Genomic DNA, 24,991 nt, shown 5'->3' with positions numbered 1-24,991 from the left:
AAGTCTGAAAAATTTACTTGCTCAAAAAATTAAATTTTCAGCAACTTTAACTAAATTCTCTACAGTAAGGCCAAAGTGCCTATACACATCCTCAGCTGGACCCGATTCCCCAAAAGTATCAATACCTAACACTGTACCTTCAAGCCCAACATATTTCCGCCAATAATCCGTTACCGCCGCTTCTACAGCCACTCTAGCTTTTACTTCCGGAGGTAAAACAGATTTACGATAGGCTTCATCTTGGGCATCAAAAACATCAGTAGAAGGCATGGAGACTACTCTTACCTTGACATTTTTATCTGTTAAAATCTCAGCAGCCTTTATTGCTAAATCTATCTCAGTACCAGTAGAGATAATAATAAGATCAATCTTATTATCAGCAGTGTCGTGAAGCACATAACCACCGCGGCTAATATTTTCAATTTGCTCAGCAGTTCGCTTCTGATGAGGCACCCCTTGGCGACTAAATACTAAAGAGGTTGGTCCATGAGTACGTTCAATAGCTGCTTTCCAAGCCACTAAACTTTCCACCGTATCACAGGGGCGCCACACTGACATACGCGGAATATAGCGCATAGTAGCCGCCTGCTCCACTGCCTGGTGAGTAGGGCCGTCTTCACCTAACCCAATGGAGTCATGCGTGTAGACAAAAATACTTTGCACACCCATCAGTGCTGCCATTCGCACCGCATTGCGCGCATAGTCAGAGAACATAAAAAAAGTACCGCCGTAAGGGATAAATCCACCATGCAGGGTAATTCCGTTGATAATAGCGGACATACCAAACTCCCGCACTCCATAGTGGATGTAATTACCCTCTAGAAAGCTTTTAGTGATATCTTTTGAACTTGACCAATTGGTGAGATTAGATCCGGTTAAATCTGCCGATCCACCTAGTAACTCCGGTAAGATCGATGCATAAGCTTCAATAGCATTTTGAGAGGCTTTGCGAGTAGCAATCTTTTCTGCCTTAATATCGGCATCCTGAATAGCAGCTGCAACTTTAGCCTTCCAACCCTGAGGAAGCTTTTTTTGAAGTCGACGTTCAAACTCTACTGCTAATTCTGGGTATGCTGCTTTATAAGCAGCAAACTTTTGCTCCCAGGCAGTCTCTGCCGCTGCACCTTTTTTAACAGCATTCCAGCCACTATAAATTTCATTTGGTATCTCAAAAGGAGGATAGCCCCAGCCTAGTTTTGCACGAGCAGCTGTTATCCCAGCTTCGCCAAGGGGCGATCCATGACAGTCATGACTTCCAGCCTGAGGCGCACCATAACCAATAATGGTCTTGCAGCAAATTAAAGAAGGTTTATCATTTACTGATCGCGCTTCAATCGTAGCCTGACGTATCTCCTCTGAATTATGCCCATCTACATTACGGATTACATGCCAACCGTAAGATTCAAAGCGCTTTGGAGTATTATCAGTAAACCATCCTTTTACATTCCCATCAATTGAGATGCTGTTATCATCATAAAATGCAATCAATTTTCCTAATCCCCAAGTCCCTGCTAGAGAGCAGGATTCATGAGAGATTCCTTCCATTAAGCAGCCATCTCCAAGGAAAACATAGGTATAATGATCAACAATTTCATGGCCATCACGGTTAAATTGAGCTGCTAGTATTTTTTCAGCCAAGGCCATACCCACAGCATTACTAATACCCATACCTAAAGGTCCAGTTGTAGTCTCTATACCAGGAGCATAACCATACTCCGGGTGCCCAGCCGTCTTTGAATGAAGCTGGCGAAATTGTTTAATATCTTCCATACTCAAATCGTAACCACTTAGATGGAGTAAGGAGTAGAGCAACATAGAAGCATGGCCATTAGAGAGTATAAAGCGATCTCTATTCGCCCAATGAGGGTTACTTGGATTATGCTGAAGAAAATCATTCCACAATACCTCAGCAATATCTGCCATACCCATAGGTGCCCCAGGGTGTCCCGATTTTGCTTTTTGTACTGCATCCATACTAAGCGCGCGGATGGCATTAGCCAATTCTCTGCGAGAAGGCATTATTTATCTCCTAAATTATGTTAATTAATTTATTTTGCCTTAAACCTTGCCTTGGCGTATAGCCTACCTAATCTATACTTATCTCGTTAAAAATAACCCCAAGGAAATTTGCAGAGATAGCATAAGATGCTTACTAATAATAATATCCCGATACCTTAGTAGGAAACGCTAAAAAGATAAAGAACCCTGTATTCACCTCTTAAGAAAGGCCGAGTACGTCCTGCATATCATACAGTCCAGGGGATTTACGAATCACCCACTGAGATGCCCGCAGAGCGCCTAACGCAAAAATCATACGATTTGATGCTTTATGGCTAATCTCTACCCGCTCTCCTTCTACTACAAACATCACCGTATGCTCACCTATAATATCGCCTGCTCGAAGAGAAGAAAAACCAATACTTTTCTTAGACCGCTCGCCATTTAATTTCTGTTGCTCACAAACTGAAGACTGCTTAAACTCCCATCCCAAGGTTTGAGCTACTACCTCTCCCATACGCAAAGCTGTCCCTGAAGGAGCATCAAGCTTATGGCGATGATGCGCTTCAATAATCTCAACATCAGCTGTATCTCCTAAAACCCGAGCAGCTATCTCTAAAAGATTCAAACAAAGATTAACCCCTATACTCATATTGGGTGCCAATACAATCGGGATATTATTAGCTGCCGTGACAATCTGCTGATACTGAGTTGGCGTGAACCCAGTAGTACCAATCACCATTGCCTTACCATACTCTCTGCAGAGAGCTAAATTAGCTAATGATGCCTCAGGTTGGGTAAAATCAATAAGTAAGTCAAAATTTTCTTTGCTCTCATTTAAATTACTCACTATTGGAATCTGTAATGAGCCGACACCTACTAACTCTCCTGCATCAATACCAATAGAAACGCTATTAGGATCCTCACTGACAGCTCCTAGCATAACTCCTTCCTGCTGGCAGATAGCTTGAATTAGACAACGCCCCATACGTCCAGCGGCGCCGCTGATAGCTACTCTGATCATGATCCTAGCTCCTAAATTAGTTAGTCGGACAGTAACAATCTGAGAGTAATTTAAATCTTTCTATAAATAAGACTTATGCTATAAATCTAAGGGGTACTAAAATTTCATTTCTTCAAAAAAATTCTTGACTCCTTCTAGCCAAGAATGATGTTTAGGACTATGCTTTTTATTCTGATTCATAGAGGATTCGAATTTTTCTAGTAACTCTCTTTGTTCTGCATTTAAATTCACAGGTGTTTCTACAAAAATCCGACAAAGGAGATCTCCAGTTGCTCCACCACGAACAGGAGCTACGCCTTTACCTTTTAAACGAAAAACCTGTCCAGATTGAGCCCCTGCGGGAATCTTTAACCGCGCTCGACCGGTTAAAGTTGGAACATCTAATTCCCCGCCTAAAGCGGCAGTCACGATACCCACTGGCACTTCACAATGTAAAGTATCTCCCTCTCGAGAGAAAATTGGATGTTCTTTAATCTGTACCTGAACGTATAAATCACCCGGTGATCCACCACTCTCTCCTGCTTCCCCTTCTCCAGATAAGCGTATCCGATCGCCCGTATTCACACCTGGAGGTATTTTAACCGAAAGCGTCTTATGATCTCGTACTCGACCCTCACCATGGCAGGTTAAACACGGTGTATTAATGATTTGGCCACTACCATGGCAGCGTGGGCAAGTTTGCTGTAAAGAAAAAAATCCTTGCTGCATTCGCACCTGCCCATGCCCACCACAAGTAGGGCAGGTAATTGGAGAGGTTCCCTTTTCAGCACCACTACCATTGCAGATCTTGCATACTATATAGGTAGGAATACGAATCTTCGCAGTAGTCCCAGCTACTGCCTCTTCTAAAGTGAGATCTAGGTTATAACGAAGATCAGCGCCTCGATAGGTTTTTTGACTGCCACTACGGCCCGTAGCAGCACCAAAAATATCACTAAAGACATCGCCAAAAATATCACTAAAGTTTGGCCCACCCTCAGCTCCAAATCCTCCAGATCTAGGATCGCCGCTTACCCCAGCGTGCCCAAACTGATCATAGGCTGTACGTTTCTTAGCATCAGAGAGTACATCATACGCCTCTTGGACATCTTTAAATTTCTCCTCAGCTGATTTGTTATCAGGATTACGATCTGGGTGATACTTCATCGCTAATTGCCGGTATGCTTTTTTAATCTCCGAGCCAGAAGCATTCCGAGCAACTCCTAGAATCTCATAGTAATCTCGCTTTGCCATTCTTCAAACTATCAGCTATTTGTCTTTTAGATATCAATATTTTATAAATTACCAATGGCTACCATCTAAGCGATGGCTAAAGCCACTGGTTTCATTGTTTTTATAATTCAGTTAAATACAAAATCTTACCTTAACTACGACCTTATACTATGTTTTTTCACACTACTTTACTTTATTTCTTATCTTCTTTTATTTCCTCAAATTCAGCATCCACAACGCTCTCTTCGTTTGATCTTGCTGTGCTTTGGCCACTAGGTGTCTCAGTATGCTGTGCCTGTGCGTAAAGATGCTCAGCCATTTTAGCAGAAGCTTCAGTTAAATCCTTAATTTTGGCTTCAATAGCTGCTTTATCATCACTCTTCATAGCAGTTTTTAGATCTCTAATAGCACCCTCAACCCTATTTTTTTCATCCCCCTGAAGCTTATCACCTAGCTCATTCATGGATTTTTCTGCCCCATGAATTAAATTATCACCTTGGTTGCGAACGTCAACTAATTCCCGAAACTTACGATCTTCCTCTACATGGGCTTTACCGTCATTAACCATACGATCAATTTCATCTTCTGCTAATCCGCTAGAGGCTTTAATAATAATGGATTGCTCCTTACCTGTTGCTTTATCTTTAGCAGAAACATTTAGAATACCATTAGCATCGATATCAAATGTTACTTCTACTTGGGGCATACCACGAGGGGCAGGTGGAATACCTACTAAATCGAAACGGCCTAAGGATTTATTATCTATAGCCCGCTCTCGCTCACCTTGAAGCACATGAACAGTAACAGCCGTTTGATTATCATCGGCGGTGGAAAATACCTGCGCTTTTCGGGTGGGAATAGTGGTATTTTTCTCTATCAGCTTAGTCATAACACCGCCTAAAGTCTCAATACCCAGAGATAGGGGAGTTACATCTAGCAATAGCACTTCTTTAACATCACCTGCCAATACTCCAGCCTGGATCGCAGCTCCAACAGCAACCGCTTCATCTGGATTCACATCTTTACGCGGTTCTTTGCCAAAGAACTCCTTAGCTACTTCCTGAACCTTAGGCATACGGGTCTGTCCCCCTACCAAGATAACCTCATCAATTTCAGAGGCACTCAGCCCAGCATCTCGAAGAGCAATTTTACAAGGCTCTAGGGTACGAGCAACTAAATCTTCTACTAAAGATTCTAACTTAGCTCGGGTAACTCGAATATTAAGGTGTTTAGGTCCGGTAGCATCAGCTGTAATATAGGGTAAATTGACATCTGTTTGCTGGCTAGAGGAAAGCTCAATCTTAGCCTTTTCTGCCGCATCCTTAAAACGCTGCATTGCTAACGGATCACCTCGTAAATCCACACCTTGATCTTTTTTAAACTCATCAGCAATATAATCAATAATACGCTTATCGAAGTCTTCCCCGCCGAGGAAAGTATCACCGTTAGTTGATAACACCTCAAATTGATGCTCTCCATCTATCTCAGCAATTTCAATGATCGAGACATCAAAAGTTCCACCGCCAAGATCATAGACAACAATCTTTTGATCACCACGCTTTTTATCTAAACCATAAGCCAAAGCTGCTGCTGTAGGTTCATTTATAATCCGTTTGACTTCTAATCCAGCAATCCGGCCTGCGTCTTTTGTTGCCTGGCGCTGAGAATCATTAAAATAAGCTGGTACCGTAATAACAGCCTCTTTTACCTCCTCTCCCAGATAATCCTCCGCTGTTTTTTTCATCTTACGGAGTATATTAGCGGAGATCTCTGGCGGTGCCATTTTTTTATTTATAACATCTACCCAAGCATCGCCATTGTCCGCTTTAACAATCTTATAGGGCACCATTTTGACATCTTGCTGCACTACATCCTCATCAAATCGGCGCCCAATCAAGCGTTTAATCGCATAAAGGGTATTCTGGGGGTTAGTAATTGCTTGGCGCTTAGCAGACTGCCCTACCAATGTTTCCCCTTCTTTGGTAAAAGCCACTACAGAAGGGGTTGTACGGTCACCTTCAGAGTTTTCAATCACTCGGGGTTTGCCCCCTTCCATAAGCGCCACACAAGAGTTAGTAGTTCCTAAATCAATGCCGATTATCTTTCCCATTATTCATCTACTCCATAAAATTGAGTACTTACTGATATTGATAGATCAAGCCAATATCTTCTTCTATGTTTGAAATTATTCTAATTATTGGGGTATGTTAACTAATTTCAAGCTTAGGCATCCTCTTCAGATAAGGATCGCGTGCTTGGTTTAGAAACAATTACCATAGCGGGTCGTAATAACCGATCATTTAATACATAACCTTTACGAATAACAGTGAGTATTGTATTAGGGGCAATTTCATCATTCTCTTGAGCAGATATCGCTTGATGAAGTTCGGGATTAAAAAGCTCTTCTTGAGGATCTATAGCTCTAATACCAAATTGATCTGTGACTTTATTGAACTCCTTCAAAATTAGCTCAGTTCCCTCACGTAACGTAGCTACACTAACATTTTCAACCTGAGCCTCTATTAATCCCATCTCAAGGCTATCTTTAACTGGCAATAATTCTTGAGCAAATTTCTCCAAAGCATATTTTCGGGCTTTTTCTAATTCTCGATCATAGCGTCGGCGCTGATTCTCCAGCTCAGCCCTTGATCGAAGCAGCTCATTCCAGTGTTCATCTATTTTACTGCGCGCCTCCTCCAAGAGCTGTTGCATATTCTCTATTTCAGCAACTTTGGACTCTTTATCCTGAGTCTCTCCATCTTCCGTTTGTATCTGAGGATCGATGGCAATCTGAGATTGTTCAGCCGCAATATCAGATTCTGAAGTAATTTTCTCTTCGTGGGTCATACCAATACTCTACTCTCTAAACTATTCGGGGTTTTTAATTAAAACTACGCTGGAAAAAAATGGTTCATTTTGAATTCAGGGCAGCCCCTAACAATCGTGCAGTCATATCAACTAAAGGAACAACTCGCTCATAGTCCATTCGAGTGGGGCCAATGACACCAAGCACCCCTAATGCTCCTTCAGAAAAACCATAACAGGCAGTCACTACACTACAGCCGTTAAATACTTGGTAACCGGCTTCCTCACCAATAAAAACTTGGATTCCTCCAGCATTTAAGCACTGATCTAGTAGATGCAAAATATCTTGCTTCTCATTAAAAGCATTAAACAGCAAGCGCAAGCGCTCTTTATCTGACAAATCAATATAATCCAGCAGGTTTGTCTGCCCGGCCACTACACAATCTTCAACTTTACCTTCTTCAGGAAAAAAGGCTTGCTTAGCCACCTCTACCGCAGCACGCATAATTCTATCCATATCCTCTCGTACCTCACTCATTTCAGCAAGGAGATACCAACGTACTGCGTAAAGATCTTTACCTTTAAAAATAGCATTTAGATAGTTAGCTGCTTGCTGTAACTCTGAAGATGAGTATTGACAGGAAGAGTAAATAATACGATTTTGCACTTCCTGTTCATTAATCACTAAGATAGCAAGTATTCGATTCTCAGATAGCTGCAAAAACTCCACCTGCCGTAAAGCACGGCATTCTCGCCGAGGCATCATCACTACCCCAGCAAAACGGCTAATTTCAGATAATAGCTGAGAGGCCATGGTTAACAATGCCTGGGGTTCTACTTCAGCGCCAAGCTGGGATTCCAGCTCATGTATGGCATCTATACTTAATTCCCTAGGCTCTAATAATGAATCAATAAAAAAACGATACCCCTTAACCGTAGGCACTCGCCCCGCAGAGGTGTGAGGGGAAAACACTAACCCCAAATCTTCCAGATCAGCCATCACATTGCGAATAGTAGCCGGGCTAAGTTCTAATGAGCTTTCCCGAGAAAGAGTTCTCGATCCAATGGGTTCCCCATCACGGATATAACATTCCACCATGGTCTTGAGCAGATGCTGAGAACGCTCATTTAATAATAATGAATTGCTAGATCGCACTCTAGATTGAAAAATACCTTTATTACCATCCATTTTCTATTAAACAATTAGCTACTGGCTACGCCATAAACAAATACTACCGCTAACCTTCTCACTAGCAGTAAGGCATTCTTCATGGGCTGATTTTTCTTCATTACTTGCTTGTATTACCTTCAGTGCTGATCGCCCAGCAGCCACTGGTCGATATTTTTCTATTCCTAATTGAGTCTGGGTGTTACTGTCAGTATTTCTAAAAATACTAGTCTGTTCCCTTGTCATCGCTAAATACACTTCACAGAGAAGCTCAGCATCAAGAAGAGCGCCATGTAAATCTCGTTGAGAATTATCAATACCATAGCGCTTACACAGGGCATCTAAGCTATTTCTCTGGCCAGGGTGGTGTCGCCGCGCTAATACTAAGGTATCCACAATCCCAAGACAGCAGGCGCGTATTCCGCCCCAGCTAGTATCCAGTAAACAGAACTCGTAATCTAAAAAACCAACATCGAAAGGCGCATTATGGATTATCAACTCTGCGCCTTCAATAAAAGCCTTAAATTCATTTGCAATATCAACAAAGCGAGGCTGATTAGATAAATCCTCATTACTTAAGCCGTGAATCTTTAGAGCGCTTTCATCAATCGCCCGTTCAGGGTTTAATTTCTTATGAAAGACTCTACCCGTAAGACGTCGATTGACTAACTCAACACAACCAATTTCAATTACTCGATGTCCTTCTTTAACTTCCAGTCCTGTAGTTTCAGTATCCAATATAATTTGTTGCATCAATTATTTCCCAATCTAGTAATAGCTTTCCGGGCTAAGAAATCAACCTGCTCATTCTCTAGATGTCCATCATGCCCACGAACCCATAACCATTCCACCTGATGTTTGGCTGCCGCTTGAGTTAAGCGCTGCCATAAATCCATATTTTTAACTGGATGGCGACCCGCTGTTCTCCAACCACATCGCTCCCAGTTAGATACCCAGCTGGTAATCCCCTGGCACAAATATTGAGAGTCTGTAACTAACTGCACTTGGCATGGTTTTTTAAGCGACTCTAAGGCCTGAATAGCTGCCATAAGCTCCATACGATTATTAGTTGTTCTTAGCTCGCTACCTGATAAGGTCTTTTCCTTCCCTCGATAGCGTAATAAAACCCCCCAACCACCGGCCCCTGGATTCCCACTACAAGCTCCATCAGTGAAAATTTGTACGATATCATTCATAGAAATATTCTCAAGCTACAGGCTCCGCAAGACTAGATATTTCTAAACTACTATTGTCACACCACCTAGCATCCACAGGGCTTAGGCGCACCACTTGCTTTTTAGCTACTATCAAATAACCTCCCGCAAAAAAAGGACACCAACGACGGCCAATATCTTCCAGAAAATGCGGCTTTTGCTCTAGTCTAATAGACTGCCCTAAGGGCGGGCAGAATAAAAAGCGGCTTGATTTCACTGCTTCAAGACCCAATAGCGTTAACCAGCTCCGAATACAAGCAAGGCTATAGAAGCGCCCGTACCAAGGCATTTGTTTGTGTCGATATAAAAAAAACCGCCAGAGTCCCCAAAAACTCCAAGGATTTAGCCCTAAAATAATTAATGTACCCTCAGGAACTAGTACCCGCTGAACCTCCCGTAGTATCTGATATGGATTAGGTTCATATTCCAACACATGGGGTAACACTATGACATCTACTGTTGCACTAGCAAATGGTAAAGCATCAACACGAGATAGTAATCCAGGAGACTGAGCTTCTGACCAAATATCTACTTCTAAAACCACTTGATGCCAAATACAGCTGGAAGATAATAAATCTACTTCTTTAGATACTGCCCCTAATTGAATTAAATGATAACCAAATAAATTGGGTAAAATACCTTCTAATTCTGCCTGCTCAATCTTGAGTAAGCGCTGCCCTAATGGTTTCTCTAGCCATGTACAAAAATCTCGACGGAGTAGGTAGGATGTATTCATTACGCTAGATCTAATTCAAAAAAACGTCGCTTTAATTTCATCCCATGAAACTCCCCCTCTCTCTTCATGTAATTACTACATGATTATCAAAAAATAAATAAAAGAGCAGATTACAGTTGTATTGATCCTAAGCTATACATAATATTATTTACTACACTAATAGTAGTTCTAAGTTTAAATTTAGCGTAATTACTTCAAGATCCATGCTTTAACCTAATATTTCATCTCTTAGAGTCTAATCTTTTAATTATAATCACCACAGCTCATAATTTTCTCACTGAGGCATAAACTACCCGTTAATCCCCTTATTTCTGCCAAATTATGTCGATTTAGATAATCAATGATTCCAGAGTTAATTTTAGAACAAAGTAATGGATCGTAAAACAAAGCTGTCCCTACCCCCACAGTAGTAGCGCCCGCAATTAAAAACTCTAAAGCATCTTCGCTTGAACTTATCCCCCCTTGGCCAATAATAGGTATGTTGTATTCTCGGCATATCTGATAAACCTGATATACTTTAAGTAAAGCAATAGGCTTTATCGCTGGCCCAGATAGCCCTCCTTGAATATTCCCTAAAATTGGAGATCGCTGTTCTATATCAATAGCCATCCCCATGAGTGTATTAATCACTGCAAATGCATCTGTTCCAGCCTCAATACAACGGCGAGCATTTTCTTCAATCGAAGTTTGATTCGGAGAAAGTTTAGTGATCAAAGGCTTAGAAGTCACTTTACGGCAAGCCGCTACCACTCGTGCTGACATGTCTGGATCATTACCAAAAGCAACGCCTCCTTCTTTTACATTAGGGCAAGAAATATTAATTTCAATGGCATCAATAGGAGAATCTTCAAAGCGACGACTTACTTCTATATACTCTTCAATAGTAGATCCAGAGACATTCGCGATATATCGAGTTTCGTTAAAATCCAGCCCTGGTAAAATATGGTCAACCACATGATCTACACCAGGATTTTGCAAGCCAATGGAATTTAACATTCCCATTGGGGTCTCATAAACTCTATGAGGTAAATTACCCAGACGAGGGGATTTTGTTGTCCCTTTCAAGCATACTGCACCAATCTCTCGGTTGGAAAATCCAGCTATACGAGTATATTCTTCTCCAAAACCAACACAGCCTGAGAGTAATACTAAGGGACTTTGTAATTTAAGCCCACAAAAATCAACCTCCAGCTTTGCTCGATCAAGATCGCTTATACTTGTATTTAACACTTCAACCATTTGCTGCAAGCTAAATTGCTATGTTCCACATTGTTTTATTTGAACCAGAGATCCCGCCCAATACAGGGAACATTATCCGCCTTTGCGCTAATACAGGGGCTACCCTCCATTTGATAGAACCACTAGGATTTCATCTTGAAGATAAACAGCTACGCCGCGCAGGCTTAGATTACCACGAATGGGCAAACATCAAAGTGTATTCAAGTATAGAGCATTTCTCAGCCATGGTTCACCCTACACAATTATGGGCCTGCTCCACTCGTGGTCAGCAATACTATCATGAAGTTAAATTTCATCCCGATGATGCGCTATTATTTGGCCCGGAAACCCGAGGTCTCCCACAAAAAATCCTCAGTACCCTTCCTGTAGCGCAGGTTTTACGAATCCCTATGCTACCTTTTAGCCGTAGCCTTAATTTATCCAATGCTGTTGCCATAGTACTCTATGAAGCTTGGCGACAACAGGACTTTCATAACGGTGGATAATCCTAATTAAGAGGAAATCAGCGCCTTATGAGCTGATCAAAATCTAAGATTAGATCTTAATCATAATTTATTCCCCGCCCTCTCTTAACCAGTCATGGGGCTGCAAAAATTTCTCATAGAGTAATGCTTCTGGTGTTCCAATCTCTGGCTGCCAATTATAGCGCCATTCAACTAAAGGGGGCAGCGACATTAAAATTGATTCAGTCCGCCCTCCAGATTGCAGACCAAATAGAGTCCCTCGATCATAGAGAAGGTTAAATTCCACATAGCGCCCTCGCCGGTAGAGCTGAAAGCTCCGCTCACGCTCACTGTATACAAGATCTTTACGCCGCTGTATCAATGGTAAATAGGCTAATAAATAATGATCTCCCACACTTTGCATAAAATCAAAGCAGCGATTAAAACCCCACTCATTTAAATCATCAAAAAATAGCCCGCCAACCCCACGGGCTTCACCCCGATGTTTAAGGTAAAAATACTCATCACACCACTTTTTATAACGTGGATAAACATGATCTCCAAATGGAGCACAAGCACTATGGGCTGTACGATGCCAATGCACAGCATCTTCTGCAAAAGGGTAGTAAGGAGTTAGATCAAAGCCGCCACCAAACCACCAAATAGGCGATGCGTGTTCTTTGGTTGCTAAAAAAAAACGAATATTAGCATGGGAGGTAGGAACATAAGGATTACGGGGATGAATAACTAAGGAAAGACCTAAAGCTTCAAATCGTCGCCCAGCTAATTCTGGCCGCTGAACCGTTGCTGAGGCTGGAAGATTCTCGCCAAAAACGTGAGAAAAATTTACCCCTCCCTGCTCTAAAACTATTCCATTAGAACACACCCGTGTTCGCCCACCACCTCCTCCTGTACGCTGCCAGCTATCTTCCATAAAACTTACGGCACCATCTTCCCGCTCCAGCGCCAAACAAATTCGATCTTGCAGGCGAAGTAGATAATCTTTAACTACCGCAACATTAAGATCATCATTTAAATTCAAATTGCTCATAAGGAATCTACCATTGCCTATCGAATCTGTTGGCCAGACCTGCCATCAAAAATCTTACTAGGACCAAGACACCCGTCAGTTTTACCCGGAAGAATATAATCAACCCAAGGCCCTACTGATCTTCGTGCCTGCAAAACCGTACACGCAGGAGAATGTCCAGTCCGATTAGCGCTCGTAGATACAATAGCATAGCCTACTCTTTTACAGAGAGAGGCCGCCATAGAATGGGCAGTAATGCGAACTGCAAGCGTATCATGAGATCCTCTTAGCCAATGCGGCGTATTAGATCGAGCAGGCAGCAACCACGTCACCGGACCTGGCCAAGTTGATTCGATATTAGATCGCATCTGAGTTGTTAACGGTAATAAATAAGGCTGTAATTGAGTAAAATCAGCAGCAATCAAAATAAGACCTTTGGCCATAGAGCGTCTCTTAAACTTAAGAATACGTTCAATAGCCGCCTTTTCTAGCGGATTACAGCCTAATCCAAAAACTCCTTCTGTGGGATAAGCGATAACGCCACCCTCATGAATAATACGAGCTGCTAATCGTACCTGCCAGCTAGCGTATATCACTGTAAACCTTAACCGCGAGCACGTTTTTTCTCCATTAAATCATGAATAATGGGTGTTAGCACAATCTCCATCGCAAGTCCCATTTTACCTCCAGGCACTACTAGAGTATTTGCCCGGGACATGAAAGATCCCTTGAGCATACCTAAATAGTAAGGAAAATTGGCCATATGAAGATCACGGAAACGAATTACCACACTACTCTCATCCGGTGCTGGAATATCTCGGGCAATAAAAGGATTAGAGGTATCTACTAAAGGTACTCGCTGAAAGTTAATATGGGTATGAGAAAATTGCGGGCAGATATAGTGCACATAATCTGGCATGCGTTTTAGAATGATTTGAACTACAGCCTCCGAAGAGTAGCCGCGATTAAGGCAATCCCGGTGAATTTTTTGAATCCACTCTAAATTTACTACAGGCACTACACCCACAAGTAAATCCACATACCGGGCTACATTCACCTGATTGGTGACCACGCCTCCATGAAGACCTTCATAAAAAAGCAAATGATTATCTGATTCAATAGGCTCCCACGGAGTAAACGTCCCTGAGGCTAAACCGTAAGGCTTTCCCTCTTCTTCACTATGGATATAAAACCGCTTTTTCCCGCTACCCTGCTGCGAATACTCTCGAAATAAAGCCTCTAATTTCTCTAGCTCGTTAGCTTCTGGGCCAAAATGAGTCAAAATTTTTCCTTTCACCTCATATTCCGCTACTTTTTCTTTCATAGCCTTACGATCGTAGCGGTGAAAACTATCCCCTTCTATCACTACCGGTTTAATACCTTCACGCCGAAACATATCATTAAAGGCGTGTTTTATTGTAGATGTGCCCGCCCCAGATGAGCCAGTCACAGCAATAATAGGATGCGCTATAGACATCTATCTCTCCTTAATTATTTACTGAAAATAGTTTTATTTAGTGGAAATAACCGAAAATCTATACCTGTAGAGACTCAACCAGTAGCTATTTAATATATAGCTAAATTTCTAATTATTATCCCGATCTGCCTCTCTAGTGATAGCACGATAGCCAATATCAGTACGATAATAGGCTTCTTTCCAAGTAATCTGCTGCACCAAGCTATAAGCTATAGCTTGCGCCTGAGTTACAGAACTCCCAAGGCCGCAAGCACAAAGGACACGTCCTCCTGCAGTTAGGATTTGTCCTCCTTTTTCAATCGTGCCCGCATGAAACACTTTACAATCTTCGCGTTCAGGGACAGGTAGTCCATAAATAGGATCATTTATAGCATAAGATCCAGGGTAGCCCTTTGCTACCATTACTACGCCTACGGCTGCACGAGGGTCCCACTCCACACTTATTTCATGTAACCGTCTCTCAACAGTTGCTAAGAATAACGTCATCAAATCTGAGCGTAGACGCATCATAATAGGCTGAGCTTCTGGATCTCCAAAACGGCAATTATATTCCAGTACCTTAGGCGATCCATTTTTATCAATCATCAGCCCAGCGTATAAAAATCCTCTATAAGGATACCCTTCTTCAGCCATACCCCGCACAGTGGGGACAATCACCTCTTCCATAATGCGGTTATAAACACGCTCTGTTATCACTGGTGCTGGAGAGTAGGCTCCCATACCCCCTGTATTGGGGCCCCTATCTCCGTTATCACGAGCCTTATGATCTTGCGTGCTTACTAAAGGCAAAATATGCTCGCCATCAGTTATCACAATAAAGCTAGCTTCCTCTCCCGCTAGAAACTCCTCAATCACCACGCGGTTCCCGGCCTCACCAAATACGCCACTAACTTGTATTTCATGGATAGCCTCAATAGCTTCCCATTCAGTCTGGGCTATAACAACACCTTTACCTGCAGCTAAGCCATCAGCTTTTACTACAATCGGGGTAACCTGGGTTTTAATATAGGTAATGGCTTCATCTGGATCATCAAAAACCTGATAGCGAGCCGTCGGAATATTTTGACGGGTTAAAAAATCTTTAGCAAAAGATTTAGATCCCTCTAAACGAGCAGCAGCACGATGAGGGCCTAAACAACGCAAGCCTGCCTTTTCAAAAACATCCACAATACCTAAAATTAAAGAAATTTCCGGCCCAACTATAGTTAATCCGATACCCTCTGCTAGCGCAAAGGCCAAGAGCGCTGATATATCATCAGGTTTAATAGCAATATTTTTTAACTTAGGCTCTGCTGCGGTTCCCGCATTACCCGGTGCTACATAGATCAAATCGACTTGAGGTGATTTTGCAAGCTTCCAAGCAAGTGCGTGCTCGCGTCCCCCTCCTCCAACTACCAAAGCTTTCATTATAGTTATATCTAAATAGTTATGGCCTTCAAAATGGCTTTAAAAATCACTATAAGCTATTGTCAGTCTCTTATAAATATAAATAACGATTTTCTACTAATACCCATAAAGTTACCCGCTAATCGTTGCAAGGAGTGGCGCGATCCTTTATCGTTTTACCATTAAGTTAGCGTATCTAGGGATGCTTCATGATCACTTAGCAGAAAAATCCTCTCAGGCATGATCAAGATAGCACCGGCGTAGGGAGGCTAAAAGCCGTTAGCATCTACGCTTTTATACTGACAGCGTTTTACCTATGCAGTCTTTAAGGAGATGATATATATGAGCGCTATTCCGGAAGAATTTCTATCCGCTCAAGCCCATGTAGATGAGCAAGCTATTCAGCCCTTTCCTAACTCACATAAAATTTATGTTATCGGAAGCCGTCCTGATATTCAGGTACCTATGCGAGAGATAAAGCTATCAGATACTCAGCATTACAACCGACAAGAGAAAAATCTCTCCCTAACTGTTTATGATACTTCTGGTCCTTATACAGATCCAGAAGTCCAGATTAATATTCGTAAAGGTTTACCAGAGATTCGTCGAATCTGGATTGAAGAACGAGCAGATACTGAGCAATTATCTGGTTTTTCCTCAGAATATGGCCGTCAACGGCTAGCTGATACCCAACTGGATCGACTACGTTTTCCCAATCTTCGTTTACCTCATCAAGCTCAGCGCGGGCGTAATGTTACTCAGATGCATTATGCTCGGCAAGGTGTTATCACTCCAGAAATGGAGTTTATTGCAATCCGCGAAAACCAACGCTTAGAACAATATCGTGATCAGCTGACTCAACAGCATCCTGGACAATCATTTGGAGCGAGCTTACCCCTACAAATTACTCCTGAGTTTGTGCGCTCCGAAGTAGCCCGAGGCCGAGCTATTATTCCAGCAAATATCAATCACACTGAACTAGAACCCATGATTATTGGGCGTAATTTTTTAGTGAAAATCAATGCAAATATTGGTAATTCAGCTATCACCTCAAATATTGCCGAAGAAATCGATAAGATGACGTGGGCTATTCGCTGGGGGGCTGATACGGTTATGGATCTTTCCACTGGCAAAAATATTCATGAGACTCGAGAGTGGATTATTCGTAATTCACCAGTACCCATCGGTACTGTACCTATCTATCAAGCTTTAGAAAAGGTAGGAGGTAAAGCTGAGGAGCTTAATTGGGAGATATTCTGCGATACGCTGATTGAGCAAGCAGAACAAGGCGTAGATTACTTCACTATTCACGCGGGAGTACGCCTTGCCTATGTTCCACTAACAGCTAACCGACTCACAGGCATTGTTTCCCGTGGCGGCTCTATCATGGCTAAATGGTGCCTTGCTCACCATAAAGAAAGTTTCCTCTATACCCATTTTGAGGAAATTTGCGAGATTATGAAAGCTTACGATATTTCTTTTTCATTAGGCGATGGCTTACGACCTGGTTCCCTTGCTGATGCCAACGATGCAGCTCAATTTGCTGAGCTTGAAACCTTGGGAGAGTTAACTCAAATTGCTTGGAAACATGATGTTCAGACTATGATTGAAGGGCCTGGGCATGTGCCTATGCATCTTATTAAAGAGAATATGGATAAACAGCTCGCTTGTTGTGGTGAAGCTCCTTTCTATACCCTCGGCCCTTTAACGACCGATATTGCGCCTGGCTATGATCATATTACCTCTGGAATCGGTGCAGCGCTTATAGGCTGGTATGGCACCGCCATGCTTTGTTACGTCACTCCAAAGGAACACCTAGGACTGCCTAATAAAAAAGATGTTAAGGAAGGTATCATTACTTATAAGATTGCAGCTCATGCTGCTGATCTAGCTAAAGGATATCCAGGGGCACAGATTCGGGACAATGCCATGTCCAAAGCCCGGTTTGAATTTCGCTGGGAAGATCAGTTCAATATCGGTCTAGATCCTGATCGAGCCCGAGAATACCACGACGAAACCTTGCCTAAAGAATCAGCAAAAACAGCCCATTTCTGCTCTATGTGTGGTCCTCAGTTTTGTTCCATGAAGATTTCTCAAGATGTACGTGAATATGCTAGGGAAAAAGGAATAGAAAACAGTACTGCTTTAACGCAAGGAATGGCAGAAAAAGCAGAGGAATTTCGTCAGCAAGGAGCAAAAATTTATCACGAAGCCTAGAAATATATAAAACGTATAAACAGAGGATCTCTTAAGATCCTCTGTATTTTCAGTGGTTAGCTAGTTACCTATTACTACAAAGCAGCGCCTCTCTCCGCGCTATAATATTTTTAACCTCTTTCATTTCTTCAAGAAAAATACCCGCTCTCTTCAAGCCCATAATAGCAGTAGCCTTTAGAATAAACAGGCACGCCTTTAGTATAAATTCATACTTAAAGAGCGGCGCATATGCAATAAACGCATCAATAACGCCAATACTAATTCTTGTAGCTAATTTTCTTATATCATCATTTTCAGTGTTAGGAAGAACCTGAATATCTGAAGCTTTCTTAAGGCAAGATATGTGTTTTTTGAGTTTTCTTATATTAAAGGGTGCTTTATCTTGTTCATATTGCCGAATAATTAAATCAAGGGAATTTATTAATTCCCTCAAGATTTTATAATCTGATTTAGGTAATTCTGTATGCTTATTAACTAAATAGCGAATAGCGTTTCTTTGCAGTCCGTAAAATATATAAAGATATTTATCGTGTTTTTTCATTTTTCTCATTTCATAAATCTAAAATAAGAGAAAAATACATATAGGTACCATTACTAAGTAAAACATAATGATATGACCTCATCTTATTCCTCTTTCCTATTAAAGCTTTTATCCATAAGCGCAAAGAATCGATCTCTATATTCCTTATTCTCTTGTATTAGGCGATTAATTTCTTTTTGTCTATCTTCTAATCTTCCTTGATAAAGCCTATATATATATACCAATGGGCTCCGAAGAAAAATACTACAAACAACCCACGCTCTAGACCAAAATCCTTTAATAGGCTTTCAATAAAATCAAACATCCGTATAAATTAATCTAAATTTTTATTATAACGGATATACATATTACTCGTATCTACTTAACATCCCACAACCAAGCCGCACCCCGTACCCCACTAGAATCCCCATAACGAGGAGATACGAGTTGAGTGTTGATTTGATCAGAAAATACATAAGCCCCCCACCGCTTAGGGACATTATGATAGAACCGTTGAAGGTTAGACAAGCCGCCTCCGAGCACAATAATATTTGGATCTAAAATATTTATAATATGGGCTAAAGCGCGAGCTAGTCGATCTTCATAGTGTTGTAATACTGCTTCACACATTTGATCCCCCTGGCTCGCCTTTAAGGCGATTTCTTTAGGCTCTAAAATACTTCCGCTGGTTTTTTGATAATCTCTCATTAAACCGGGGCCAGAGAGCCAAGTCTCAATACACCCTTGCTTACCACAATAACAATTAGGAGGATGATTCCACTCTGCTATTTGAGGCCATGGGAGTGGATTATGCCCCCATTCTCCTGCAATCGCATTGGCTCCAGTTAATATCTTGCCGTCAACAACGATCCCGCCCCCAGTACCCGTACCAATAATCACCCCAAAGACAATAGGCACACTAACAGCAGCGCCGTCAGTGGCTTCAGAAAGGGCAAGACAATTAGCATCATTTTCAAGTCGAATAGGTCTATGAAGTAAGTTTTCTAAATCCTGTTGTAGTGGCTGCCCATTTAGGCATGTTGAGTTAGCATTTTTTATTTTTCCTGTCGCCAAGGATAAAGCCCCCGGAGTACCAACACCTACAGCGCCTTGTTGTCCGAGTGCTTGCTCCGCCTCTACAATCAACATTTTGATAGTTTGTAGTATCCCTTGGTACTTCCCTTGGGGGGTAGGCTTTCTCTTTCTTAGCAACTCTCGTCCTATACTATCTAAGGCAATTAGCTCAATTTTAGTGCCCCCAAGATCGATACCCAACCGAAGCACAGCATCTATCTCCTATTCTGTAACCTATTATAGCTTTCCCAATAATACTCTAGACGACTTAAGGCGATCCCAGCAGAGGTAATATGTGCTAATAAGTATCCTCCCGCTACCCCTAACGTGTTGGCAACCATATCCATATACTCAAAATCCCGATATCCAGTTAGACCTTGCATGATTTCTAAAACCGCCCCCAGAGCAGCTAAAAAAAGCCCTAAAAATCCATGAAATCGTAAAGGATAAATTTGGCTAAACCACCCACTTAGCAAAGCGTAAGCCATAAAATGCTCAAGCTTATCTAGCGACAGAGCATCTAATTTAAAGTCAGGAAGAGCAGGTGTAAGACTTAGATAAATTACGCCACCAACTGCTAGCCACCCCAATAAGCGCCAAAACTTTAAAAATCGTAATAAAGGTTTCATTATTTATCTTAGGTTTCAACAAGCTTACAAACGCCAAGAGAACAAGCCTGTGTTCTATTAAATCCAGATGGTAGCCAGCCTTAATTAAGGTAACCACTAATTTTTCATTCTATATTCCTATATTTTATCAACATAATAGTAGGAAAATCTGGGTTTTTGATTTTTTTATGCTATACATATTACTATTATGGTAAAAAATCCTATATATATAAGGTAAGATTTATATTACTTTATTCATCGAACCTCTAAGCCGCTTAAAAGTATTTAAAAGATCTTAAAAGAGAAAAATTGCCGATAAGCTGCGATTTAATAACTATTTTTTAGTAGCAAAAAAGGAGGGACGTGAATTGATAAATATGGAGAACGTATAAACGTTATGGCGCCAGTTGAAAAAGTGCTGGTGATGTTTGCTACCAATAATGTTATGACTGGAACGGTGGTTTATAAATCTTATAGTCCTGGTGGCTTAATTGACTTTACCGGTGTAAATAAGCGTTCTGTATCTTTCGATGCCAATAAAGGATGGAATTGGGGTGATGCGATTTGGGGCACCCAAGTGAAAGCAAATGATGACTTATTGCCGTTCCTAATTGAATCGCCAAGCGTCATCTTTGATGATCATTTCTTGGCCGCTTTCTCCACGCCATAAATTTTTAAAAATAAAGTTAGTTGTTATCCAATTTAGATAATTTTTTACTAGGGGGCGGTGCTGACATCTAGATTTATGCCTAGGGGTTATCAACGCCCCCTAACTGGGTAAATAACAACAAGGAAGACTAATTAATATAGTCTGATTAACAACTATACTTTACCTTAGCCCTACAACATATAACAATGAGCTAAAATAGTAGCAGTAAAGGTAGGACGTAAATAAAAGCCGCGAGGAGAGGTCAAAATCCGCTCGCCGCTTTCTCCAATACCCTCACATAGAGAGCGACTATTAGCCGCTTTAGGGCGTATTTGTAAATAAACACCTTGGTAAGCGGTAATGCTCTCTAGCTTTCCTAAACAAACCATATCCATTAATTCCTCCCAGTCAGCTCTTAAGATAGCCTCTTGTTTAAGATTCGGACTCCAAAGCAATGCCATTCCTAGCCGACGTTTTGGCAACGGCACACAGTTTTCAGCCTCTACTGGTAGCCATAATACCCGGCTTAGTTTACGGCGAACCCAGCTTATTTCCCAGTAAGATTCAAAATCTGTTAACGGCACAGTACATACATAGGTAGCCTCTTTAGGTCGACCATCTTTCCGTAGCGGAATCGTTTTCATCTCTACCCCTAAATCCGGAAAATCATGGACTGCTTGCGTACCTGCAGTAGCCCCAAGTGCCAGCTCTAATAATTTACCCACCCAGCCTTTCGCATGGTGTAGATCCCGAGGGATTGACTGATCAAAGCGAGCTGCGATCTGCCCTAAAGTTAATCCTGCCAACTTCTGAGCGCGGGTTAAAATTTCATCCTCACTGATAGGGGGCGAAATAAAAAGTGATAAAGTATACATAGAACAGAAATGAGCGGTATTAATTCTCCATGCATGATAGGATATTTACTATATCTATATAAAAATCTGCCCCTAAATAATCAATGAAAGCGCTGATTATAGAAAATCTACAAAAAACTTATAATAATCATTTTACTGCTCTGAAAGGAATCAATCTGGAGGTAGAACAGGGAGATTTCTTTGCCTTACTGGGCCCTAATGGCGCGGGAAAATCCACTACTATTGGAATTATTTGCTCCTTGATAACTAAAAGCTCAGGAAGAGTCTTGGTGTTTGGTATTGATCTAGATCAAGATCCTAGAAACGCTAAAAGCGCTATTGGCTTAGTTCCTCAAGAGTTTAACTGTAACAGCTTTGAAAAGGTATTTAATATCCTAGTGATTCAAGCTGGATATTATGGCATCAAAGCTAAGGTTGCTCGTGTTAATGCCGAGCGACGATTAAAACAATTAGGCTTATGGGAGAAACGTAACGAGTGTGCATACAGACTTTCTGGAGGCATGAAACGTCGACTGATGATTGCACGGGCTTTAATCCATGATCCTCAGCTGCTGATTCTAGATGAACCTACTGCAGGTGTTGATATTGAGCTGCGCCGATCAATGTGGCAATTTCTTCGAGAAACTAATATTTTAGGGACTACTATAATTTTAACGACCCATTACCTTGAAGAGGCTGAGCAGCTCTGTCGAAATATTGCCATTATTGATCGAGGCGCTATTGTTGAGCATAGCTCTATGAAAAGCTTGCTCGCCAAACTTAACCGGGAAACCTTCATTCTCTATCTTAAAGAACCCCTTAGTTTTGCCCCAACCATTCCGGGTTATTCCCTTTATCGAATAGACGATATGACTCTAGAGGCGGAAATACGTAAAGAGGATGACCTTAATGCGCTATTTATTGCCCTTTCTAAAGAAGGGATTCAAGTACTGAGTATGAAAAATAAGGCTAATCGACTGGAGGAACTTTTTATAACGCTTACCACCGCTGATAGCGCAACTACTGTATGAGTCACTTACAATGCTACTACATCGCTTTTAAAACCCTAGCCCATAAAGAAATCCGGCGCTTCATTCGTATCTGGATACAGACTTTACTACCCCCAGCAGTTACGATGACTTTGTATTTTGTTATCTTCGGCAGTCTTATTGGTACCCGTATCGGTCCTATGGAAGGGTTTAGCTATATGGATTATATTGCCCCAGGGCTGATTATGATGGCTATTATTACCCACGCCTACTCTAATGTAGTAGCCTCATTTTTTAGTGCAAAATTCCAGCACTATATAGAAGAGCTATTAGTTTCCCCCACTCCTAATGGCATTATCTTAGCGGGCTACGTAGCTGGAGGAGTCATTCGGGGGCTAATGGCCGGATTAATCGTTTTGATAATATCGATTTTTTTTACCCATTTAAAAATAGAACACCCTTTAATGACTTGTATGGTAGCAATACTCACCGCCTGCGTATTTGCACTAGGAGGGTTTATTAATGCTATTTTTGCCAATGACTTTGATGATATTTCTATTGTTCCCAATTTCATACTCACTCCTCTCACTTACTTAGGAGGCGTTTTCTACTCCATCAACTTAATACCAGAAGTTGCTCAAACGGCTTCTCTTTTTAATCCGATTTTCTATATGGTTAATGCCTTTCGCTATGGCACTCTAGGGATATCGGATATTGACATCCGAATGGCTTTCGCAATTATCTTGATATTTTTAATAGGAATGACTGGAATCGCCCTTTATCTACTAAATAAAGGAGTTGGGATCAGGGCCTAGAGCTATATTCATAAGTCGACCCAACGTGACATAACTTACGGTTTATAATCCCTTTCTATGATATTATCAGTCATTAGGCTTAGCTCATAAGCCCCGTTGGGGAGTCTAAGCCTGAATAATTTTTTTCTTCTACCCCTACCTAATACTCATTAAATCTTAAATTATAGATAAAAGGCCTCTCTAGTGGAATCTATTCATATTCTAGCGCTCGCTATTCTCCAAGGGCTTACTGAATTTCTCCCTATTTCTAGCTCTGCCCATCTTATTTTGCTGCCTACCCTTGCAGGTTGGCCTGATCAAGGAATTGCCTTTGATGTAGCGTTACATCTAGGCACCCTAATAGCAGTTATAGCCTATTTTCGAATAACACTAGTAAAAATGATACGGGATTGGCTACAATCAATTATATCACGGCAACTTGTAGGAGAAAGCCGCCTAGCTTGGGCAGTTCTTTTTGGTACTATACCGGTAGGATTAGCTGGACTAGCGCTAAAAGAGATGGCAGAAGAGGCACTACGCTCACCCTTAATTATCGCTTGGAGTACTATTGTTTTTGGTCTACTTCTAGGTTATGCAGATATAAGGGGGAAACAACACCGAGATGAGCATACTTTAACTTGGCGAGATGTGCTTTTCATTGGCCTTGCTCAAGCTATAGCACTGATTCCTGGAACTTCTCGCTCTGGTATTACGATGACAGCGGGTTTAATGATAGGATTAACCCGTGAAAGTGCTGCTAGGTTTTCCTTTTTATTGGCTATCCCAGTTATTATTCTTGCTGGCGGACTAGAGACCTTTAATCTTTTTGGTAGAATTGATCCTGTAGATTGGAAAGCATTGATTTTAGGCGTTTTAGTTTCTGCGCTTTGCGCCTATATATGTATTCATTATCTTCTTAAGTTTCTTCAGTATATCGGCATGCTTCCCTTTGTGATATATCGATTAGTATTAGGCAGTTTTTTATTTCTCTGGTTTTTATAAAATGCCCTAAATCCTCAGGATTTCACCTGTCATATTGACAGTTTATACAATAACCCATAATATTAACGGTTTTTTAGATACCCAGCTAATTGCGGGAGCAATAACGGATGAAAACCTTCAGTGCCAAGCCTAAAGAAGTACGGCGCGACTGGTATCTTATAGATGCTGATGGCAAAACCTTAGGGCGCTTAGCTAGCGAAATTGCCCGCCGTCTACGCGGTAAACATAAAGCTATCTATACGCCCCATATTGATACCGGGGATTATATTATTGTAGTAAATGCAGAAAAAGTCCGTACTACAGGCAGAAAATTAGTTCAGAAACGCTACTACCGGCATACAGGCTATCCAGGGGGAATAAGATCTCTTACCCTAGAACAACTTCTTGCAAAAACACCGGAACGAGTGCTTGAGATTGCGGTTAAAGGAATGCTACCCAAAAATCCTCTAGGTCGAGCGATGTTTCGAAAACTTAAGATATACGCGGGAGTTGATCATCCTCATACTGCGCAGCAACCTCATCCTCTAGAAATTTTAAATTGATTACATTAAT

Annotated in this window: 25 protein-coding genes; 7 read left to right on the top strand and 18 right to left on the bottom strand. The window is 41.5% G+C overall.

The genetic code is table 11. The features are described 5' to 3' along the window. Positions 1-21 precede the first annotated feature (21 nt). The 10 genes from tkt to TAO_RS01905 all read right to left on the bottom strand — a co-directional run bounded on the left by tkt (position 22) and on the right by TAO_RS01905 (position 11,396). Positions 22-2,019 (bottom strand): transketolase, encoded by a 1,998-nt coding sequence (gene tkt, locus TAO_RS01950; protein ID WP_096526375.1) that lies wholly within the window; start codon positions 2,017-2,019, stop codon positions 22-24. Positions 2,020-2,218: 199 nt separating this feature from the next. Next, a complete protein-coding gene (gene dapB / locus TAO_RS01945) occupies positions 2,219-3,022 on the bottom strand; it encodes a 4-hydroxy-tetrahydrodipicolinate reductase (RefSeq protein WP_096526374.1) in 804 nt (267 codons plus the stop codon). A gap of 96 nt (positions 3,023-3,118) precedes the next feature. Further along, complete coding sequence (dnaJ, locus tag TAO_RS01940) at positions 3,119-4,255, bottom strand: molecular chaperone DnaJ (protein ID WP_096526373.1); 1,137 nt, start codon at positions 4,253-4,255, stop codon at positions 3,119-3,121. A gap of 172 nt (positions 4,256-4,427) precedes the next feature. After that, positions 4,428-6,344: a molecular chaperone DnaK gene (gene dnaK, locus TAO_RS01935; protein ID WP_096526372.1), complete on the bottom strand. Its 1,917-nt coding sequence runs from the start codon at positions 6,342-6,344 to the stop codon at positions 4,428-4,430. Between the two features lie 113 nt (positions 6,345-6,457). Continuing rightward, a complete protein-coding gene (grpE, locus tag TAO_RS01930; protein ID WP_096526371.1) occupies positions 6,458-7,081 on the bottom strand; it encodes a nucleotide exchange factor GrpE in 624 nt (207 codons plus the stop codon). 64 nt (positions 7,082-7,145) lie between these two features. After that, entirely contained in the window at positions 7,146-8,228 is a 1,083-nt protein-coding gene (hrcA, locus tag TAO_RS01925) for a heat-inducible transcriptional repressor HrcA (protein ID WP_096526370.1), read from the bottom strand. An 18-nt stretch (positions 8,229-8,246) separates the two neighbouring features. Further along, a complete protein-coding gene (dnaQ, locus tag TAO_RS01920) occupies positions 8,247-8,960 on the bottom strand; it encodes a DNA polymerase III subunit epsilon (protein ID WP_096526369.1) in 714 nt (237 codons plus the stop codon). Continuing rightward, positions 8,960-9,403, bottom strand: a complete 444-nt coding sequence (gene rnhA, locus TAO_RS01915) for a ribonuclease HI (protein WP_096526368.1) — start codon at positions 9,401-9,403, stop codon at positions 8,960-8,962. Before rnhA ends, dnaQ begins: the two co-directional genes overlap by 1 nt. Positions 9,404-9,413: 10 nt before the next feature. Continuing rightward, a complete protein-coding gene (locus TAO_RS01910) occupies positions 9,414-10,157 on the bottom strand; it encodes a class I SAM-dependent methyltransferase (protein ID WP_096526367.1) in 744 nt (247 codons plus the stop codon). Positions 10,158-10,400: 243 nt separating this feature from the next. Next, positions 10,401-11,396: a dihydroorotate dehydrogenase gene (locus TAO_RS01905; RefSeq protein ID WP_096527710.1), complete on the bottom strand. Its 996-nt coding sequence runs from the start codon at positions 11,394-11,396 to the stop codon at positions 10,401-10,403. 20 nt (positions 11,397-11,416) lie between these two features. Between TAO_RS01905 and trmL the strand changes: the two genes are divergently transcribed. Then, positions 11,417-11,881: a tRNA (uridine(34)/cytosine(34)/5-carboxymethylaminomethyluridine(34)-2'-O)-methyltransferase TrmL gene (gene trmL / locus TAO_RS01900; protein WP_096526366.1), complete on the top strand. Its 465-nt coding sequence runs from the start codon at positions 11,417-11,419 to the stop codon at positions 11,879-11,881. Positions 11,882-11,948: 67 nt separating this feature from the next. On the opposite strand, the gene hemF is transcribed toward trmL, so the two are convergent. The 4 genes from hemF to purD all read right to left on the bottom strand — a co-directional run bounded on the left by hemF (position 11,949) and on the right by purD (position 15,753). Beyond that, positions 11,949-12,890, bottom strand: coding sequence for an oxygen-dependent coproporphyrinogen oxidase (hemF, locus tag TAO_RS01895; protein ID WP_096526365.1), 942 nt, complete (start codon positions 12,888-12,890; stop codon positions 11,949-11,951). A 17-nt stretch (positions 12,891-12,907) separates the two neighbouring features. After that, positions 12,908-13,465: an L-threonylcarbamoyladenylate synthase gene (locus tag TAO_RS01890; protein ID WP_096526364.1), complete on the bottom strand. Its 558-nt coding sequence runs from the start codon at positions 13,463-13,465 to the stop codon at positions 12,908-12,910. Positions 13,466-13,473: 8 nt separating this feature from the next. Beyond that, complete coding sequence (locus TAO_RS01885) at positions 13,474-14,346, bottom strand: phosphoribulokinase (protein WP_096526363.1); 873 nt, start codon at positions 14,344-14,346, stop codon at positions 13,474-13,476. 108 nt (positions 14,347-14,454) lie between these two features. Further along, on the bottom strand, positions 14,455-15,753 hold the full coding sequence (purD, locus tag TAO_RS01880) for a phosphoribosylamine--glycine ligase (RefSeq protein WP_096526362.1): 1,299 nt from the start codon (positions 15,751-15,753) through the stop codon (positions 14,455-14,457). Between the two features lie 321 nt (positions 15,754-16,074). On the opposite strand from purD, the gene thiC reads away from it, so the two are divergent. Then, positions 16,075-17,949 carry a phosphomethylpyrimidine synthase ThiC gene (thiC, locus tag TAO_RS01875; RefSeq protein WP_096526361.1) on the top strand — a complete coding sequence of 625 codons (1,875 nt, stop codon included), beginning with the start codon at positions 16,075-16,077 and terminating at the stop codon, positions 17,947-17,949. 64 nt (positions 17,950-18,013) lie between these two features. On the opposite strand, the gene TAO_RS01870 is transcribed toward thiC, so the two are convergent. The 3 genes from TAO_RS01870 to TAO_RS01860 all read right to left on the bottom strand — a co-directional run bounded on the left by TAO_RS01870 (position 18,014) and on the right by TAO_RS01860 (position 20,172). Further along, positions 18,014-18,490 carry a hypothetical protein gene (locus TAO_RS01870; RefSeq protein ID WP_145955138.1) on the bottom strand — a complete coding sequence of 159 codons (477 nt, stop codon included), beginning with the start codon at positions 18,488-18,490 and terminating at the stop codon, positions 18,014-18,016. A 357-nt stretch (positions 18,491-18,847) separates the two neighbouring features. After that, positions 18,848-19,753 carry an ROK family protein gene (locus TAO_RS01865; protein WP_096526359.1) on the bottom strand — a complete coding sequence of 302 codons (906 nt, stop codon included), beginning with the start codon at positions 19,751-19,753 and terminating at the stop codon, positions 18,848-18,850. Positions 19,754-19,758: 5 nt separating this feature from the next. Continuing rightward, complete coding sequence (locus tag TAO_RS01860; protein WP_096526358.1) at positions 19,759-20,172, bottom strand: VanZ family protein; 414 nt, start codon at positions 20,170-20,172, stop codon at positions 19,759-19,761. 376 nt (positions 20,173-20,548) lie between these two features. On the opposite strand from TAO_RS01860, the gene TAO_RS01855 reads away from it, so the two are divergent. Next, the gene (locus TAO_RS01855; protein WP_096526357.1) at positions 20,549-20,821 is read left to right on the top strand and encodes a hypothetical protein; all 273 of its coding nucleotides are present in this window, start codon (positions 20,549-20,551) and stop codon (positions 20,819-20,821) included. A 170-nt stretch (positions 20,822-20,991) separates the two neighbouring features. On the opposite strand, the gene mutH is transcribed toward TAO_RS01855, so the two are convergent. Beyond that, positions 20,992-21,675 carry a DNA mismatch repair endonuclease MutH gene (gene mutH, locus TAO_RS01850; RefSeq protein WP_096526356.1) on the bottom strand — a complete coding sequence of 228 codons (684 nt, stop codon included), beginning with the start codon at positions 21,673-21,675 and terminating at the stop codon, positions 20,992-20,994. Positions 21,676-21,758: 83 nt separating this feature from the next. Here mutH and TAO_RS01845 point away from each other — a divergent pair, with 83 nt between their 5' ends. The 4 genes from TAO_RS01845 to rplM all read left to right on the top strand — a co-directional run bounded on the left by TAO_RS01845 (position 21,759) and on the right by rplM (position 24,981). After that, the gene (locus tag TAO_RS01845) at positions 21,759-22,685 is read left to right on the top strand and encodes an ABC transporter ATP-binding protein (protein WP_096526355.1); all 927 of its coding nucleotides are present in this window, start codon (positions 21,759-21,761) and stop codon (positions 22,683-22,685) included. Next, positions 22,682-23,458, top strand: coding sequence for an ABC transporter permease (locus TAO_RS01840; RefSeq protein ID WP_096526354.1), 777 nt, complete (start codon positions 22,682-22,684; stop codon positions 23,456-23,458). Before TAO_RS01845 ends, TAO_RS01840 begins: the two co-directional genes overlap by 4 nt. A 183-nt stretch (positions 23,459-23,641) precedes the next feature. Then, entirely contained in the window at positions 23,642-24,439 is a 798-nt protein-coding gene (locus tag TAO_RS01835) for an undecaprenyl-diphosphate phosphatase (RefSeq protein WP_096526353.1), read from the top strand. A gap of 107 nt (positions 24,440-24,546) precedes the next feature. Next, the gene (rplM, locus tag TAO_RS01830; protein ID WP_096526352.1) at positions 24,547-24,981 is read left to right on the top strand and encodes a 50S ribosomal protein L13; all 435 of its coding nucleotides are present in this window, start codon (positions 24,547-24,549) and stop codon (positions 24,979-24,981) included. The last annotated feature ends 10 nt before the right edge of the window (positions 24,982-24,991 follow it).

This window comes from Candidatus Nitrosoglobus terrae (genome assembly GCF_002356115.1).
Classification (GTDB): Bacteria; Pseudomonadota; Gammaproteobacteria; order Nitrosococcales; family Nitrosococcaceae; genus Nitrosoglobus; species Nitrosoglobus terrae.
The sequence above is the reverse complement of the archived record's forward strand: the minus strand, read 5'-3'. Positions and strand labels throughout refer to the sequence as shown.

Bases quoted from the DNA above. Each gene is read 5' to 3' on its own strand.
- grpE (WP_096526371.1), bottom strand. From the start codon at position 7,081: ATGACCCACGAAGAGAAAATTACTTCAGAATCTGATATTGCGGCTGAA.
- TAO_RS01845 (WP_096526355.1), top strand. From the start codon at position 21,759: ATGAAAGCGCTGATTATAGAAAATCTACAAAAAACTTATAATAATCAT.
- tkt (WP_096526375.1), bottom strand. From the start codon at position 2,019: ATGCCTTCTCGCAGAGAATTGGCTAATGCCATCCGCGCGCTTAGTATG.
- TAO_RS01840 (WP_096526354.1), top strand. From the start codon at position 22,682: ATGAGTCACTTACAATGCTACTACATCGCTTTTAAAACCCTAGCCCAT.
- dnaJ (WP_096526373.1), bottom strand. From the start codon at position 4,255: ATGGCAAAGCGAGATTACTATGAGATTCTAGGAGTTGCTCGGAATGCT.
- mutH (WP_096526356.1), bottom strand. From the start codon at position 21,675: ATGTATACTTTATCACTTTTTATTTCGCCCCCTATCAGTGAGGATGAA.
- thiC (WP_096526361.1), top strand. From the start codon at position 16,075: ATGAGCGCTATTCCGGAAGAATTTCTATCCGCTCAAGCCCATGTAGAT.
- dnaK (WP_096526372.1), bottom strand. From the start codon at position 6,344: ATGGGAAAGATAATCGGCATTGATTTAGGAACTACTAACTCTTGTGTG.
- TAO_RS01910 (WP_096526367.1), bottom strand. From the start codon at position 10,157: ATGAATACATCCTACCTACTCCGTCGAGATTTTTGTACATGGCTAGAG.
- rnhA (WP_096526368.1), bottom strand. From the start codon at position 9,403: ATGAATGATATCGTACAAATTTTCACTGATGGAGCTTGTAGTGGGAAT.
- dnaQ (WP_096526369.1), bottom strand. From the start codon at position 8,960: ATGCAACAAATTATATTGGATACTGAAACTACAGGACTGGAAGTTAAA.
- TAO_RS01860 (WP_096526358.1), bottom strand. From the start codon at position 20,172: ATGAAACCTTTATTACGATTTTTAAAGTTTTGGCGCTTATTGGGGTGG.
- rplM (WP_096526352.1), top strand. From the start codon at position 24,547: ATGAAAACCTTCAGTGCCAAGCCTAAAGAAGTACGGCGCGACTGGTAT.
- dapB (WP_096526374.1), bottom strand. From the start codon at position 3,022: ATGATCAGAGTAGCTATCAGCGGCGCCGCTGGACGTATGGGGCGTTGT.
- TAO_RS01870 (WP_145955138.1), bottom strand. From the start codon at position 18,490: ATGAAAAAACACGATAAATATCTTTATATATTTTACGGACTGCAAAGA.
- trmL (WP_096526366.1), top strand. From the start codon at position 11,417: ATGTTCCACATTGTTTTATTTGAACCAGAGATCCCGCCCAATACAGGG.
- hemF (WP_096526365.1), bottom strand. From the start codon at position 12,890: ATGAGCAATTTGAATTTAAATGATGATCTTAATGTTGCGGTAGTTAAA.
- TAO_RS01885 (WP_096526363.1), bottom strand. From the start codon at position 14,346: ATGTCTATAGCGCATCCTATTATTGCTGTGACTGGCTCATCTGGGGCG.
- TAO_RS01855 (WP_096526357.1), top strand. From the start codon at position 20,549: ATGGCGCCAGTTGAAAAAGTGCTGGTGATGTTTGCTACCAATAATGTT.
- purD (WP_096526362.1), bottom strand. From the start codon at position 15,753: ATGAAAGCTTTGGTAGTTGGAGGAGGGGGACGCGAGCACGCACTTGCT.
- hrcA (WP_096526370.1), bottom strand. From the start codon at position 8,228: ATGGATGGTAATAAAGGTATTTTTCAATCTAGAGTGCGATCTAGCAAT.
- TAO_RS01905 (WP_096527710.1), bottom strand. From the start codon at position 11,396: ATGGTTGAAGTGTTAAATACAAGTATAAGCGATCTTGATCGAGCAAAG.